The 16,658-nt window shown below is 35.4% G+C and carries 10 protein-coding genes; 7 read left to right on the top strand and 3 right to left on the bottom strand.

Annotated elements, in window-relative coordinates; genetic code table 11:
* Positions 1 to 216: 216 nt before the first annotated feature.
* Entirely contained in the window at positions 217 to 2,634 is a 2,418-nt protein-coding gene (locus EZ428_RS02575) for an outer membrane beta-barrel protein (RefSeq protein ID WP_131551540.1), read from the bottom strand.
* Positions 2,635 to 2,669: 35 nt separating this feature from the next.
* Positions 2,670 to 3,107 carry a MarR family winged helix-turn-helix transcriptional regulator gene (locus EZ428_RS02570; RefSeq protein WP_131551539.1) on the bottom strand — a complete coding sequence of 146 codons (438 nt, stop codon included), beginning with the start codon at positions 3,105 to 3,107 and terminating at the stop codon, positions 2,670 to 2,672.
* A gap of 177 nt (positions 3,108 to 3,284) precedes the next feature.
* On the opposite strand from EZ428_RS02570, the gene EZ428_RS02565 reads away from it, so the two are divergent.
* From EZ428_RS02565 to EZ428_RS02550, 4 genes are all read left to right on the top strand, one after another.
* Positions 3,285 to 4,433 (top strand): DNA polymerase III subunit, encoded by a 1,149-nt coding sequence (locus EZ428_RS02565; protein ID WP_131551538.1) that lies wholly within the window; start codon positions 3,285 to 3,287, stop codon positions 4,431 to 4,433.
* Position 4,434: 1 nt separating this feature from the next.
* Positions 4,435 to 5,892 carry a PSP1 domain-containing protein gene (locus tag EZ428_RS02560; RefSeq protein ID WP_131551537.1) on the top strand — a complete coding sequence of 486 codons (1,458 nt, stop codon included), beginning with the start codon at positions 4,435 to 4,437 and terminating at the stop codon, positions 5,890 to 5,892.
* Positions 5,885 to 6,370: a gliding motility lipoprotein GldH gene (locus EZ428_RS02555; RefSeq protein WP_225870981.1), complete on the top strand. Its 486-nt coding sequence runs from the start codon at positions 5,885 to 5,887 to the stop codon at positions 6,368 to 6,370. The genes EZ428_RS02560 and EZ428_RS02555 overlap by 8 nt, the downstream gene beginning before the upstream one ends.
* 84 nt (positions 6,371 to 6,454) lie before the next feature.
* A complete protein-coding gene (locus tag EZ428_RS02550; protein ID WP_131551536.1) occupies positions 6,455 to 7,645 on the top strand; it encodes a thioredoxin family protein in 1,191 nt (396 codons plus the stop codon).
* A gap of 82 nt (positions 7,646 to 7,727) precedes the next feature.
* Here EZ428_RS02550 and EZ428_RS02545 read toward each other — a convergent pair whose 3' ends face one another.
* On the bottom strand, positions 7,728 to 9,026 hold the full coding sequence (locus EZ428_RS02545) for a UDP-N-acetylmuramoyl-tripeptide--D-alanyl-D-alanine ligase (RefSeq protein WP_131551535.1): 1,299 nt from the start codon (positions 9,024 to 9,026) through the stop codon (positions 7,728 to 7,730).
* 91 nt (positions 9,027 to 9,117) lie between these two features.
* Between EZ428_RS02545 and EZ428_RS02540 the strand changes: the two genes are divergently transcribed.
* The 3 genes from EZ428_RS02540 to EZ428_RS02530 all read left to right on the top strand — a co-directional run bounded on the left by EZ428_RS02540 (position 9,118) and on the right by EZ428_RS02530 (position 16,601).
* On the top strand, positions 9,118 to 11,601 hold the full coding sequence (locus EZ428_RS02540; RefSeq protein ID WP_131551534.1) for a M14 family metallopeptidase: 2,484 nt from the start codon (positions 9,118 to 9,120) through the stop codon (positions 11,599 to 11,601).
* Positions 11,602 to 12,045: 444 nt separating this feature from the next.
* On the top strand, positions 12,046 to 15,150 hold the full coding sequence (locus tag EZ428_RS02535; protein ID WP_131551533.1) for a SusC/RagA family TonB-linked outer membrane protein: 3,105 nt from the start codon (positions 12,046 to 12,048) through the stop codon (positions 15,148 to 15,150).
* A 14-nt stretch (positions 15,151 to 15,164) separates the two neighbouring features.
* A complete protein-coding gene (locus EZ428_RS02530) occupies positions 15,165 to 16,601 on the top strand; it encodes a RagB/SusD family nutrient uptake outer membrane protein (RefSeq protein ID WP_131551532.1) in 1,437 nt (478 codons plus the stop codon).
* The last annotated feature ends 57 nt before the right edge of the window (positions 16,602 to 16,658 follow it).

The following is a 16,658-nucleotide window of genomic DNA, read 5'->3' as shown; positions in this document are numbered from 1 at the left end:
ATCATCCTTCGTTCATCTTACGTTCATCCTTCGTTTATCTTACGTTATATTGCCGTTTATATACCGCTTGAGGAGACCTTATAAACGTAAGCGAAGCCCAGTATAAGCGAATGTGATTCAAGCATTTTCGGATAGAAGAATGCGGGAAAATCCATAACGCTATTGGTAGGTTAATTGGATTCAAATTTTCGTTGAAAATCGCCAACTGAAAACTGATTAGCTCCCTGCTCTATTAATCTCATCGCCAGCACCACCGGTACTACGTTTCGCAGCTTTTAAAGGTTTACCAAATCGGTAACTAAAACCAACATTTAAAACTTGGCTATCCCTCCATAAAATGAAGTACTCGCTCGCACCCGGAAAATCTGTTACACCTTCCATAGATTGTGTGTAAAAAATATCTCTTGCTGTTAATCTGATAGTGCCTTTCCCTTTTAAAACAGTTTTTGCTAAACCAGCAGATAACTGGCCAGTTGGCGATAATAGTTCTTGTAAATCATTGCGGTTTTTAGTGGTATAAAAGCCAGAAATTTCTCCGTTTAAGGTTTTGCTTAATTTAAACTGATTGTTCATACTAGTGTGCAGTTGCTTAACGGATGATTTATAATTTACGTTTTGGTAACCACTTAATCTTTTGTAATTAAAGTTGCTTTGTGCAGTTAAGGACCACCATTTAAAAGGAGAAACCTGCGTAGAAACAGAAACACCTAGATTGTACATTTGTCCCACGTTTCCTTCCGTGTAAACCAAAATATCGTTTCCTTCTGATAAGAATAATTGTGAAAAATAGTTCTTAATGTTACTATAGGAAACGGCAGTAGTTAATACTTGCTTAAATGAATGACTTAACTCAAAGTTCCAAGTATATTGTGGCAAGAAAAACGGATTTCCTCTTTGATAAGTATACTTGTTAATAATGAAAACGAACGGGTTTAACTTTTGATAAGCTGGTCTGTCAATTCTTCGCCCTGAGGTAAAAGAAAACGAATTGGCAGAATCTGCCTGATAAGAAACATAGCCCGATGGAAACAAATTATCATATTTTTTAGAGAATATACTTCCAGTTTGTGCTGAATTTCCTAGCTGGTTACCATCGTATTGCGTATTTTCATAACGTAAACCCAGCTGATAACTTAAACGATTAATTTTGTGCTCAATGCTTGTGTAAACAGAGTTGATGTTTTCTTCATATAAAAAGTGATTGCTTTTCTTTAAATCAGCTTTCCAATTGGCACCATCAAACAACTCATAAGCAGCTGTATTATCTGTATTGATTTTTGATGTTTTTACACCTGCTTCAAACTTTGCATCTTTTCCAATTTGTAAAGTATAATCGGCCTTTGCTGCAAATATTTTCAGTTTAGAAGGGATATCTCCTCTTGAACCTTGGTTATAATTTACCATTCCTGTTCTTATATTCTGGAAATTTTGGTCATTATCAATTCCGTATCTCAAATAATCCACATCAAAGCCAATGTCTTGAGTTTTGTTGATATTATGCCTTCCATAAACATTTATAGCACCATTTCTCAATTTAAAATCACTTCCACTATAAGTAGTAATTGCAGAATCAACTACATTTTGAGCATTAAGCCAAGTTGCAACCGCATCACCTTTTCCCCTTCGTTGTACAATTGTTCCTGTAAGTGTTAAGCCTAAAGTTGTTTTTTGCGATGCGTAAAAATCTATCCCAGTTTTTAGCGTATTGTTATTGCCTTTATTCCCTAAATAAGATGGCTGGTCTAACCTCGCCGCTATTGCACCATTATTGTCGAAATACTTCCTATCAGCATAAATAGAGGTGAAACCCTTGTTATAGTTATAGCTGTAATTTAAGAATGTGTTAAAAACTCCTTTCCTATAATTCAGCACTAAAGAGTTGTTGCTCTTTAAATATTTTCCTTGTCCAACATTGGTTGATAAATTGCCATTAAAACCTTCTTGTCTGTTCTTTTTAGTTTTGATATTGATGATGCCAGCATTTCCGCTTGCATCATACTTAGCTGAAGGACTTGTAATTAATTCAATCTGATTAACTTGAGAAGAGCTCATGCTATTTAACAAATTGTTCAATTCTGCACCAGAAAGATAGGTCGGTTTATCATCTATCATCACTAAAACACTGGCTTTACCTTGTAAACTGATGCCGCCATTTCTATCAACCATAACACCTGGCGATTTCTCTAAGACCTCTAAAACTGTTGTGCCCGCATTCGTAACTCCCGCATCAACATTAACCACAGTTTTACCCTGTGTTCTTTGTACAAATGGTCGTTGTGATGTAACTGTAACTTCATTTAGGTTCTTGCTGCTTGTTGATAAAATTACAACAATGCTATTTGTAGCAGAAGGGATTTGGAACGCTTCGCTATTTTTAATAGCATAACCCAAAGCATTTACTTTTGCAATATATTTCCCATCAGCTACCTGAAAATCGGCACTGCCTTTATTGCTCGTAATTGCAGCTTTAACCAAAGCCTGATTATCAGCTTTGCGTAATTCTACAGTTGCATTTTCAATTGGTTTCTGTTGTTCATCTAAAACAAGAATATTTATTGGCTTGGTTTGTGCCAATAAGTTATTGTTAATTGCTAAGCAGCAAAACAACAATAAGGTTTTAAAAATAGATTTCATTTGTATGGTGTGTGTTTCGTTTAAATCTGACTCGACTAAGAGCCATTATTACAGTTTCCTATTACTTTTTGCAGTAAATCCCTCATCAGTTTAATGGATTCTTCATCAATACCTTTTAGTGCGGCAGCTCTATTTTGCAAGGCGATTTCATTTACATCAATTGTTATCTTTTTCCCAGTTTCGGTTAGTGTTAAGTTTACCCTTCTCCTATCAGAGGGATGAATTTCTCTAGTTAAAAAATCTTGTTTTATCAATAATTGGATGATTCTAGTAATGGAAGCATTATCCTTAAATACTATTTTACTTATATCATTTTGTGTGATATTTGGATTTTCGGCAACACTTTTTAAAATTAACCATTGGTCAATAGTGATGTCGTAACCAGCTTTGCGAACATTTCTTTGTGCAAATTGATTATAGGTCCTAAAGCATTTATCTAAAGTATAAAGCAGCGTGTTGTTTAACTTTTCCATAATTCTATAGCAAATTTATAAATGCCAAATCAATAATTGATATATCAACTAATATTTTACAAAGCGTATTGGGATTTGAGTATTGCGTATTGAGACTAGAAGGAATCAAACCATTTCTCTATACGCAAATCGCAATACGCTATACCATTTCTCACATCTATTTCTTATTTTGCACCAATGCAGTTTAAAGAGATAATTGGTCAGGAAGACATTAAAAAGCAATTGATACAAACCGTTGTAGAGAACAGGGTTAGTCATGCGCAATTGTTTTTATCTCCAGAGGGTAGCGGTGCTTTGCCATTGGCCATTGCTTATGCACAATATCTAAATTGTCAAAATAAGTCACCTACAGATAGTTGTGGAGAATGCTCCTCTTGTAGAAAGTACGAAAGATATATTCATCCCGACTTACATTTCTCCTATCCATTTTTTGCTTCAGCTGCTGTGAAAATCGCAGTTGATGTATTAGAAGAATGGAGAAGTTTATTGTTGGAAGACCCATATTTCAATTTGGATATTTGGCGATCAAAGCTAAGTGCAGACAATAAACAAGCAAATATTAACATTGCAGAGTGTCATGATATCATCAAAAAATTAAGCTACAAAGCATTTGAGGCAGACACGAAAGTTTTAATCATGTGGTTGCCAGAATTTTTAGATAGGGAGGGAAATGCCCTGCTAAAAATAATTGAAGAACCGCCTGCAAACACCCTGTTTATTTTAGTAGCTCAAAATCAAGAACAGATTTTATCGACTATTTTATCTCGCACGCAGATTGTTAAAATTCCGAAATTACCAGATACAGAAATTGAAGCATATTTAATTAACAAAGCTGCCTTGTCTGAAAATCAAGCAACTGAATATAGCTTTTTGGCAGATGGAAATTTGATTGAAGCCAAGGCGATGTTAAATGATACACCTAACAACAACGCAAGTTATTTTGCAGAGTGGTTACGTATGGGTTTTGGCAATAAAGTACCAGCAATGATTGCCTTTACAGATACTGCTGCAAGTTGGGGTAGAGAAAATCAAAAGAATTTTTTAAAATATGGCATCAACTTTTTACGCGAATGTAGCTTGCTGCTAAGCGGAGCTGATGATTTGGTTAAATTGCCTCATCAAACATTAGAGGTGGCAATAAAATTATCCACCCATGTGTTAAATTTGGGGATGGTGGAAGCATTAATTAACGAATTAGAGAAAGCACATTACCACATCGAGCGGAATGCGAATCCAAAAATTCTGTTTTTAGATGTATCTTTACAATTAGTTAAAATAATTAAGTTTAAAACGTTCCCGAAAGGGACTCAACATATATACAATTAATATGGGATGTGGAAGTTGTTCTACAGGTGGCGGTTGCGCTCCCTCTGGCTGCAAAAGTAATGGCTCATGCCTTACTGGTGGATGCCAAAAAATGGAAGTACACGATTGGCTATCCAATTTAGATATGCCATCTAATTATATACCTTTTCAAGTTGTTGAAGTAAAATTTAAAGGCGCTAGAAAAGAATTCTTTTTAAATAACGATAATATTTACCTTGAAATTGGTGAGTTGGTTGCGGTAGAAGGTGCAACTGGCGGATACGATATTGGCCACGTTTCCTTAACGGGAGAATTGGTGCGCATGCAAATGAAACGCCGCAAAACGCCACTAGACCAAGTTACTCGTAAAATATATCGTAAGGCTACAGAGGCTGATGTAGATAAATGGAAACTGGCAAAAGATATGGAATGGGAAACCATGCATAAAGCCCGTACCTTGGCATTAGATTTACGTTTGTCGATGAAAATTAGCGATGTAGATTACCAAGGAGATAAAACAAAAGCTACGTTTTTTTATACAGCAGAAGGTCGTGTAGATTTTAGAGAGTTGATTAAAAAAATGGCTGAAACTTTTCGTATTAGAATTGAAATGCGCCAAATTGGTATGCGTCAAGAGGCGGGTCGTTTAGGCGGAATTGGTTCTTGTGGTCGCGAATTGTGCTGCTCTACTTGGTTAACTAATTTCAAAACAGTTTCTACAGCTGCGGCTAGGTACCAAAATCTTTCCTTAAATACATTAAAACTTGCTGGACAATGCGGTAAGTTAAAATGCTGTTTAAATTATGAATTAGATACTTATTTGGATGCTTTAAAAGATATTCCAGATCGCATTGAGGCTTTGCAAACAGAAGTTGGGGTTGCTCGCCATCAAAAAACAGACATCTTCAAAAAATTAATGTGGTTTAGTTATGCCAATCAAGAAGATTGGATTCCTTTAAAAGTTGACCGTGTGAAAGAAATCATGGCAATGAATAAAAAAGGAGAAAAGCCAGTTAATTTGAAGGACGAAGCAGTTGAACTAAAGACAACAACAATAGTTGAAAAAGTTCATGATTATGAAAATGTAGTTGGTCAGGATAGTTTAACAAGGCTAGACGATAGAAACAAAAACCGTAACAATCGCAATAACCGTAATAACGATAGAAACAGGAATCAGCCTCAGGGAAATGCGCCACAACAAACACGACCACAACAGCCTAAGGCTGCGCAACAGAGCAAGCCCGTCAGCTCCAAAGGAGTGCCTTTGGCACAAAACAAACCACCTCAAGCACAACAGCAAAGACCACAGTCTCAAAAGCCAAATCCAAATCAGGCTGTTCAAAAACCTGTTGCAGAGAAAAGTGAGGTTACTAATCCAAACGGGCCAAAACCAAACAGAAACAATAAAAACAGGAATAAAAATCGAAATAAAAACAAGTCTAAAGATCAAGCGCCAAATGCCCCAAAAGGCGATGAATAGTACAATGCATAAATTAAGGTTCATATGTTTTTTAGCAGCATTTAGCATTTTGCTTGGTGGTTGTGTTAATGATAACCTAGTAGATACCAATCAGGCTATGCCAGAAAATAATTGGGCCTATGCAAAAAGTGTTAAGGCAACTGTGGAGGTTAAAGACATTAACGAACCTTATAATTTGTATTTTAAACTTCGCCATACGGCAGATTATCGCTATTCAAATATCTATGTAATTGTACATATTAAGGGAAAAGGCTTAAATCGAAATAATCGCTATCAATATAAATTGGCAAAAGCCGATGGCGAATGGCTGGGTAGAGGCTCTGGAGATATTTTTACTTATAATTTCCCCTTATTAACAAATTATCACTTTGCCAAACCCGGTAAATACGAAATAGAAATAGAACAAAATATGCGTGATAATCCACTAAGTGGCATTAGTGACGCAGGAATAGCAGTAGCCAAAACTCAAGCAAAATAATACCTGTTTTTAGGTATTTTATATCCATAATCTTAACGCTAATTTGCACTAGCTAACCAAACAGAAAGCATAAAACCAATTCAGATGAAGTCATTGTTCACGGCAATTTGCCTATTCATTATATCAGTATCAGCCTCTGCTGCTGAAATCATTTTTTTAGAGAACCCAACTTGGGCAACTGTTTTAGAAAAAGCTAAAAAAGAAAAGAAAATGATTTTCTTAGATGGCTATGCAACTTGGTGCGGTCCATGTAAAAAAATGGATGCTGAAACATACAAAGATCAAGCTGTTGCAGATTACTACAATGCCAATTTTATCAATGTTAAATATGACATGGAAAAAGGTGAAGGTAAAACATTGGCAGAGAAATATATGGTTGAGGCCTATCCTAATTTAATGTATATAGATACTGAAGGGGTGTTGTTGCATAAAGGAGTTGGCTTTTTGGAAGCAAAGGAATTTGTAGACTTAGGTAAAAATGCTAAAGACCCAAACACCCAGTATTATACTTTAAAAAAGAAAGCATTAGAATTAAGTAATGCTCAATTCTTAAAATTTGCCGAACAAGCAGCAGCATTTGAAGATGAAGATTTTGACCAATTAGGCTCGGATTATTTAGCAAAACAAGCAGACATTTTAGCTAATGCTGATTTAATTGATTTGATAATGGTGCCAATTAATACATTGCCAGATGAAAAGGCTTTGGCTTATTTGGCAAAAAGCGAAGCGAAGATTACTGCTTCTGGCAAATATACCAAAGCAGATTTTGAAGAACGTTTAATTGGATTAACGATAGATTACGCTATTTCAGATAAAACACAAGGAGATGCTGAAAAACTCGACTTCGATAAAGTAAAAACTATTTTGGATAAATATATTCCATTAAAAGCCTTTTTTGTATTGCACTATTTTAAAGCACAGTATGGTTTGGATAATGGTAGGATTGACGATGCTATAACTTCATTAGACCTCTTAATAGTAAATACACCAAGCAAAGTAAATCTTGATCAAATTTGTAACGCAATGATGAATTTGGGGCCAATTCTTTTAGAAAAAGGAAAATTAGACCCAGTTTTGAAAAAATTTGAAGCGATACAGTTTGATTCGAAAAAGGCATATATGAAAGATTTTGTAAAGGCAATCATTTACATAAAAGCTAAAGAGTTAGACAAATTTAAAGTAATTGCAAGCAAAATGATTCTAGACGTTAATACACCTGAAAATGTAAAAGAAGACATAAAATCTGCACTGGAAAGAATGAATCAGAAACCATAATTATAAACTTAGCCATAGCTACAGGAATAAATTTATTCAAACGATTGCAGCTTTTTGCTTAAGAATGATTTAATAAAACAACCTATAGCAAAGGTAACAACTGTTCTAGCGCCATTCCCCTACTTCCTTTTAGTAAAACTAGTTTGCCTTTAATCGGATTGTCTTGCAAATGATTGGCTGCATCAGCAGGAGAGCTAAAAAACTGACCGGGATATTTATCTTTAAACTCATAAAAGCTCTTGCCTATAAACAAAGTTGATAATTCATTTTGAGCGGCAAGCTCAACTACTATTTCATGTTGTTCTGGTCCTTCTGCGCCCAACTCAAACATATCACCAATTATGGCAATTTTGTGCTCAGCACTTAAAGCTTTTAAATTATTTAAAGCCGCTGTCATGCTACTTGGGTTTGCATTGTAAAAATCGCAGATTAAAGTATTGTTCTCTGTTTTTGTTAATTGAGAGCGATTGTTAGTCGGGAAATAATTTGCCAAGCCGTTGTTGATTTGAGAAGGCGTTAAATCAAAGAAATTCCCGATACATATTGCTGCTAAAATATTTTCGAAATTGTATGTTCCAGTAAGGTTTGCTTTAGCTTCGTGGTTTTTACCCTTTGTGCTCCAGTTAAACTCTATAAGTGGGTCGCTATTTTTTAACTCGCCACTTACTGCATTTTCTTTTTCAGTACCGTAATAAATTACCTTATTCAAATCCGCACGTTCACTCATCTCTAGTAAATAAGGGTTATTGCGATTAATAAAAGCAAAACCATGCTGGGCTTTTAAATAAGCAAATAACTCAGCCTTTCCTTTTTTTACGCCCTCAAATCCCCCAAATCCATCTAAATGAGCCATACCCACATTTGTAATTAAGCCATGAGTTGGTTGTGCAATCTCACACAAAAACTCAATCTCTTTTTGATGATTTGCTCCCATTTCTATTACCGCAATTTCTATATCACTTTGCATAGATAAGATAGATAAGGGCACACCAATATGATTGTTTAAATTTCCTTTAGTAGCAAAGGTTTTAAAACGCTCTGCTAAAACTGCTCTAATAAGCTCTTTGGTAGTTGTTTTTCCGTTGCTGCCTGTTAAGCCAATAACTGGTATGGTTAATTGTTTTCTGTGGTGTTTGGCTAAGTCCTGTAACGCTGTTAAAACATCAGGAACTAAAATGCATTGATCATTTTTGGCGTATTCTTCATTGTCAACAATTGCAAAAGCAGCTCCTTGTTCAATTGCTTGCAAAGCAAAAGTATTGGCATCAAAATTTTCACCTTTAAGCGCAAAAAACAAACAACCCTTGGTAATGGTCCTTGTATCTGTACAAATTGTTGGGTGGTTTAAATAGTGTTTGTAAAGCTGTTCGGTATTTGCCATTGTGCAAAGCGGATAAATTCAATCGTAAAATTACAAATGCAAAGACAAATAAAATATTCTTTTTAGTATTATTGGTAAATATTCCCTTTATATGAAAAATTATCTGCTCTATCTTTTATTTGTTTGCCTTGGTACAACCACTGTTTTAGCCCAAACTCCATCACCAGATGAATTTTTAGGATATCCTTTGGGCAGTAAATTTACACCGCATCAAAAGGTGGTGGATTATTTTAAAAAGGTTGCTGCAGCTAATAAAAATATCCAATTACAAGTTTATGGAAAAACTTATGAAGGAAGAGAATTACTGTTAGCGGTAATATCTGATCCTTCAAATATGGATAGATTAGAACAGATTAGAACTAATAATTTGGCTTTGTCCAATGCAGAAAAATCTGCAAAAGCAACAAAACAACCCGCCATTTTATGGTTAAGTTATAACGTACATGGTAATGAAGCTAACTCAACCGAGACCTCAATGAGGGTGCTTTATACGTTGGCAATGGCTAAAGAGAGTAATGTTAAAGATTGGTTAAAAAACACAGTAGTGATTATCGACCCTTGTTTAAACCCAGATGGAAGAGAGAGATATGTAAGTAATTTTAATATGGTAAGTGGGGTAGTTCCAAATCCAGACCCATCTGCTCGCGAACATAGCGAGCCTTGGCCAGGAGGAAGACCTAATCATTATTACTACGACTTAAATAGAGATTGGGCTTGGCAAACACAAATAGAAACGCAACAAAGATTGGTAGCATATCATAAATGGATGCCACAAGTTCATGTAGATTTTCACGAGCAAAGTTATAACGAACCTTATTATTTTGCCCCTGCCGCAGAACCTGTTCATCAAGATATAACCACCTGGCAAAGAGATTTTCAGGTTACTGTCGGAAAAAATAATGCAAAATACTTTGATGAAAATGGATGGCAATATTTTACCAAAGAACGTTTCGATTTATTATACCCTTCTTATGGAGATACTTATCCTTTATATAATGGGGCAATAGGAATGACTTATGAGCAAGGTGGAATTAGGGCTGGTCTTGCGGTTATCACATCAGATGGAGATACGCTTACCTTAAAAGACAGGATTGACCATCACTTTACTACTTCAATAGCTACGCTAGAAACGGTATCTACACACAGTGAAAAGCTTTTGACCGAGTTCAAAAAATATTTTGAGCAAAGCACTGCTACTCCTCCAGGAAATTACAAGACATATATTGTTAAGGCGCAAAACATAGAACGTTTGCGTAAAATGGCAGAACTCTTAAAAAGAAATCATATAGCGTTTGCCTTTGGTGCAGATAGAACTTTAAATGGTTACAATTACGAAAACCAAAAGCTTGAAAATTTTAAAGTAGAAAGAAACGATTTGATTGTGAATTTGCAGCAGCCTAGTTCTGTCTTGGCAAATGTGCTCTTCGAACCACAAACAATGGTTACAGATTCTAACACCTATGATATTACTGCATGGGCTTTGCCTTATGCATACGGACTAAATGCTTATGCTGTTAAAGAAGCGTTAATAGGGACATATACTTTCATTGAAGAGAAAAAAGAAAGTATACCCGCAATTGCAAAACCTTATGCTTGGGTAATGCCTTGGAACTCTATTAAGGATGCACAAACATTAATCGCCCTGCAAAAGCAAAACATTAAGGTTCGCATAGCTGAAGAAGCATTCACAATTGGCGGAAAAGTTTATCCTGCTGGTTCTTTATTGGTTTACAGAACAGAAAATGAGAAGAGTATTAAAGATTTCAGTAAGATTCTTTCGGAAATAGCAAAAGGTAATAACGTTTCCTTATATCCTATAGCAAGTGGTTATGTAGAAAAAGGAAAGGATTTTGGTTCTTCTGTATATAAACTATTAACAACGCCAAAAGTTGCGGTTGTAACGGGTCAAGAAGTTTCTTCTCAAGGAGTTGGAGAGGTTTGGCATTTCTTTGAACAAGAATTGGATTATCCAATTACCTTAATAAGTGTTCAAAATGCTGGCTTTCTAGATATCAATAAAATTAATACTTTAATCCTCCCTGATGGAACATATACCGAAAAATTAGCAGAGCAATTATCAAGTTGGATTACGGCAGGAGGTAAATTGATATTAATGGAAGATGCGATTAGCTCATTAGTTGGTAAAAGACCTTTTGATATCAAGAAAAAAGAATACCCTGAAAAGAAGGATAAAGATATAAATGAAAGAAGGTATGCTGAGAAAGATAAAGACGATTTACAAAATTCAATTCCTGGAGCTATATATAAGGTTTCTATAGACCAAACACATCCATTGGCTTTGGGCTTAGGAAAATTCTACTACACGCTAAAAACAGACGAGAAGATTTACGAACCTTTAGAAAATGGATGGAATGTTGGCACATTAAAAGCTAATAGTTATATAGCTGGTGTTGCGGGAGAAAAAGTAAAAAAGAAATTGGCTACAGGCTTGCTTTATGGCGTTCAAGAATCTGGTAGAGGAAATATCATCTATCTTGGAACCGATGTTTTATTTCGCTCCTTCTGGGAAAATGGGAAACAAATGTTCACAAACGCATTGTTTTTGGTGAATTAAATCTGAAAAGGTCTTCCTTTTGTAAATTTTTATTAGTGTCCCTAATTTCATAAGCAAGATAAAATCGATAAAGCTTAATGAAACTTTATCGATTTAGTATTGATGCTAACGCCAAAACATCGTCTATTAACTATTTGTGAATTTTTGATGAACTTTGATTGTAGCCAGTAATTTTTCTTGGTTTGTGCTGAAAATGTTACAATTAATTTGTTTTAGCTACATTTTTTTTGCAAACTTGTGGTTAATTAACTTAATACTAACTTAAAATACACTACCAATACAAAAACTGTCATTATCAAAAGGTGACAAGAATTAGGCGTGGAGGGATCGAAACTCGTCTTGATTGATCTATTTAATAGATGATAATTCTCAAAATCAATTTCGAATGAAATGATCTAAAAATTCGCCAAAAACAACCATTTTTCACACAAAAATTAATTATTTATGAAAAAAATTTTACAAAGCCTTCTCGTTTTGTCTTTGCTGTTTTCTGTGGCATTTGCACAAAACCGAACGGTTACTGGAACAGTTAAAGACAAAACGGGACTGCCTGTCCCTGGTGTAACTGTAAAAGGTAGAGGTTCAAATGCCGTAACGGGCACAGCTTCAAATGGTACTTTTAGTATTAGCGTTCCTGCTTCAGTTACAATAATAGAATTCTCTTCATTAGGTTATGCTAATCAATCATTAACTATTGGAACAAGTAATGTTGTTAACGCAACATTAGAAGACAGTACAAACGACTTACAAGAAGTAATGGTAGTTGCTTATGGTACTGTTAAAAAAGAAAGTTTTGTTGGTTCTGCGGCAGTGGTAGGCGCTAAAAATTTCGAAAGCAGACCTACCACGTCTTTCCAAAAGTCTTTACAGGGTGCGGCTGCTGGTGTTCAAGCAAGCAGTGTTTCTGGACAGCCTGGTGCATCAACTCAAATTCGTGTTCGTGGTATTGGTTCAATTACACAATCCGCTGAACCGTTATATGTGGTGGATGGTGTTGCAATATCGTCTACTGGTACAGACTTAACAAGTGTTGCACAAACAGCAGATTTTATGGCGACATTAAATCCAAATGATGTTGAATCGGTTACTATCTTAAAAGATGCTTCTGCAGCTGCTATTTATGGATCAAGAGCTGCTAACGGAGTAGTTTTGATTACTACTAAACAAGGAAAGGCTGGTGTAACTAAATTTAGCGCAAGTGTTTCGGGAGGTTTTTCTGCTCAAGCAGTTGATAAGCATGAAACTTTAAATGCCGAAGAATATTACAGGTTATATTTCAATAGCTATTATGCAACTGCAATCGCAGGTGGAGCGACACCAGCTGCAGCAGCAACTACTGCAAATACCAATACAAGGACTAAACTAAGTGTAAATCCTTTTAATACCTTAAATCCATTTGTAGGTGGTGGAGCTCTAGCTCCTGGCGCAGCTTTATTGTATGATACAGATTGGAGAGATGCTGTTTTAAGGAAAGGAATTACCAAAGACGCGAATATCTCTGCTAGTGGCGGTACCGAAAAATTAAAATATTATGTTTCAGGCGGGTACTTTGACCAAAGAGGTATTGTTATTGGTTCAGATTTTAAAAGATTTACAGGAAAGTTTAATCTTTCAAGTGATGTAAACAAATCAATCTCTTTTGGTATCAATAATACCTTGGCAAATTCAATTCAAAATACGCCTGCAGGTGCTGGTGGCGGAGCGAATCCTGTTCGTTTTGCAGACATTAACTCAAACATTTATTCATTATATGTAAGAGATGCTAATGGTAATGTAACTTATGATGTTAACGGTAAGCCTGTATATAATTACGTCAACCCAGTTTCACCTGATTTTAATCCAGTTGGATTAAATGAACTGGATCAATATCTGTCTAAAACAACACGTATCAATTCAGTACCATACATTCAAGCAAAATTCTTAAATGGATTTACAGCTAAATCATTGGTAAGTTTAGATTATACAGGAGTTAGAGAAAACCAATTCTACAATTTAGAGCATGGTAATGGAGTAGGCGTAAAAGGTAGAGCATATCGTTATTCTAAAGAAGATATAACTACAACCTACATTAATACCTTAACTTATGATAAAAGCATAGGAAGCCATAACATCAATGTATTATTAGGTCAAGAAGCATTTAAAAATACATATGATACTTTTTCTGCCGAGAGAACACAATTCTCATTTGCAGGACAAACAGAATTAGGTAATGCTGCACTTCCAGGTTCAGGAACTACTTCTGGTGTTACTGAAGAAAGATTCGCGTCTTATTTCTCGAGATTAAATTATGATTTTGCCAATAAATATTATTTTTCAGCCACTTTCAGACGTGATGGTTCTTCTGTTTTTGGGCCTGATAAAAAATATGGTAATTTTTGGTCGTTAGGTGGTGCTTGGAGAGTAACTCAAGAAAAATTCATGAGTAACTTAAGCTTCATTAATGAATTGAAATTACGTGCAAGTTATGGAACAACTGGTAATAATAAGATCGGTCGTTATGCAGCACAAGGATTATATTCGTTAACAGGTGCTTATGAAGGAACAGGTGGAGCAGTTTATAGTCAATTAGCATACGATGCATTGCAATGGGAAAGAAATAACACGACAGACATTGGAATTGAATTTTCAATCTTAAATCGCCGCATTAATGGTGAGTTAGGCTACTACAAGAAACAATCTCAAGGTTTATTATTTGCTCAACCATTGAGTAGGATGACGGGGTTTATCAGTTTAAATACAAACTTAGCAGAAATAAACAATTCTGGATTTGAGGTTACTTTAGGAGGTACGCCAATTGTTACTTCAGATTTCAACTGGAATGTGTCTATAAACGTAACTACTAATAATAACGAGATTAAAAAACTATCTCAAGCTGAGGTTGGTGATGGACAATATAATCTAAAAGTTGGTGGAGACCGTTATGCATGGAATTTAAGAGAATATGCAGGGATAGATCAAACTGATGGTAGAGCGATGTGGTACATGGATGATGCAAACGGAAATAAGATTACTACCAAAACTTATGCAAGTTCAAAATTATATAATACACATGGTTCGGCATTACCAGATTTCTTTGGTGGTTTTAACAATACATTAACCTATAAAGAATTTGATTTTAGCGTATTTACTTATTTCTCTTATGGAGGGAAAGTTTACGATGCGCTTGAGCAAACATTAACGCATAATGGCATTACTCCTGGACAGCAATTGTCTAGAGAGGTATTAAATGCTTGGTCACCAACAAATACATCTTCAACTATTCCAAGATTTGTTCCTGTTAACTCAGATTTCTCTAATAGTCCTTCTACTAGGTATTTACACGATGGTTCTTATATCAGAGTGAAAAACATCACACTTGGATATAAGCTTAAAAGAGACTGGGCCGCGAAAGCGAAGTTAGGCAGTGCACGTATTTTTATTATGGCAGAAAACCCTTTCACCTTAGCTAAGCATAAAGGTTTGGATCCTGAACAAGCAATTAATGGAACGAGTAACAATGATATCCCTAACATTAAAACACTTTCTGTTGGGTTAACTGTTGGATTTTAATATATAAGATAGATATGAAAAAGATAAATAAAATCACAATATATACATCCCTATTATTAGCGACAATTGCTACAGGATGTAAAAAGGAATTTTTAGAGGTCGTACCAACTACTTCAATCAAAGCAAGTGAGGCATTTACTAGTCCTGAAAGGATTGCATCTGGATTAACAGGGCTTTATGACCTAACTACATTAAGTTCATATACTAATGACATGATCTTAACTGCTGACATTAAGGGGAATGATATATTGGTGGTTAGTGGCGCTGGTAATTATGGCCGTTTTGTTACAGGCTACCAATTCTCACAAACGTATACTTCTAACGAGCCTTTAGCCTATTGGACACAAGCTTATAGAATTATTGCAGGTTGTAACCAATTTGAGTTAAACATTCCTACTTCTCCATTAACAGCTGCTCAAAAAACAGCATATTTAGCAGAAACAAGAGCATTAAGAGCTGAAGCTTATTTTAATCTAGTAAGATGGTATGGTAAACCTTATACGGTTGATCCAGAAGCCTTGGGTGTGCCATTGGTTTTGGCGCCATTAGGACCAACTGATGTGCCTCCTTTAAGAAACAAGGTTAAAGAAGTGTATGCTCAAATTCTTACAGATTTATTATTTGCTGAAGCTAACATTCCAACTTCAAAAACAAGTGTTTATAGGTTCACAAAAGCTGCAATACAAGGTTATTTGGCTAGAATCTATTTAACAATGGGTAATTATACTGAAGCAAGTAAATATGCTAAATTAGCGAGAACAGGTAAAACTTTAAGTACAGGTGCAGCTTTATTAACAGGTTTCACAGTGCCAACTTCAGAATGGATCTATGCGATTAATGTTAGAACTGATGATAACCAAGGCTTCCTTAACGTTCACTCGTTCTATGATCCTTATGATATTGGTTACTCAAGTTTTAGAGCAAATGATGCATTCTTCAATTCTTTTGCTGCAAATGATATCCGTAAGCAACAGTTTCTAGTTAATGGCGTATTAGGTGCAAGAAGAGGTCCAGAAGGTTATTTAATTAATAAATTCGACTTTAGAACTTCTGCTGCAACTAACACGGTATTAATTCGTTCATCAGAAATGTATCTAATTGAAGCAGAGGCTGAGGCTAGATTAGGTGTAGCTAATGAGCCAGCCGCTAAGCTTGCTTTACAAGCAATACAAGCTAGGGCTATACCTGGTACTCTTCTTTCATTAAACACTGGACAAGCGCTAATTGATGAAATTTTAGCAGAAAGAGGTAAAGAACTTTATGGTGAAGGTCATAAGTTTTTTGATCTTTTGAGAACAAAAACACCTATCGTGAGAACAGCAACAAATGGTCATTGGGTAGCTTTAAATCTTCCAGTAGGAGATAACAGATTGGTATTCCCTCTTCCTCAAGCTGAGTTAAATGCTAATCCATCGTTAAAACCTCAGCAGAACCCTGGATACGCAAATTAATTATACAGAACTAAATTAGTTTGTTAAAATAAAAGCCCAGCTTACATTTGTAAGCTG

It is taken from the genome of Pedobacter frigiditerrae (assembly GCF_004331645.1).
GTDB lineage: Bacteria > Bacteroidota > Bacteroidia > Sphingobacteriales > Sphingobacteriaceae > Pedobacter > Pedobacter frigiditerrae.
The sequence above is the reverse complement of the archived record's forward strand: the minus strand, read 5'-3'. Positions and strand labels throughout refer to the sequence as shown.

Coding starts and splice junctions, on each gene's coding strand:
- EZ428_RS02575 (WP_131551540.1), bottom strand. CDS start 2,634: ATGAAATCTATTTTTAAAACCTTATTGTTGTTTTGCTGCTTAGCAATT.
- EZ428_RS02570 (WP_131551539.1), bottom strand. CDS start 3,107: ATGGAAAAGTTAAACAACACGCTGCTTTATACTTTAGATAAATGCTTT.
- EZ428_RS02565 (WP_131551538.1), top strand. CDS start 3,285: ATGCAGTTTAAAGAGATAATTGGTCAGGAAGACATTAAAAAGCAATTG.
- EZ428_RS02560 (WP_131551537.1), top strand. CDS start 4,435: ATGGGATGTGGAAGTTGTTCTACAGGTGGCGGTTGCGCTCCCTCTGGC.
- EZ428_RS02555 (WP_225870981.1), top strand. CDS start 5,885: ATGAATAGTACAATGCATAAATTAAGGTTCATATGTTTTTTAGCAGCA.
- EZ428_RS02550 (WP_131551536.1), top strand. CDS start 6,455: ATGAAGTCATTGTTCACGGCAATTTGCCTATTCATTATATCAGTATCA.
- EZ428_RS02545 (WP_131551535.1), bottom strand. CDS start 9,026: ATGGCAAATACCGAACAGCTTTACAAACACTATTTAAACCACCCAACA.
- EZ428_RS02540 (WP_131551534.1), top strand. CDS start 9,118: ATGAAAAATTATCTGCTCTATCTTTTATTTGTTTGCCTTGGTACAACC.
- EZ428_RS02535 (WP_131551533.1), top strand. CDS start 12,046: ATGAAAAAAATTTTACAAAGCCTTCTCGTTTTGTCTTTGCTGTTTTCT.
- EZ428_RS02530 (WP_131551532.1), top strand. CDS start 15,165: ATGAAAAAGATAAATAAAATCACAATATATACATCCCTATTATTAGCG.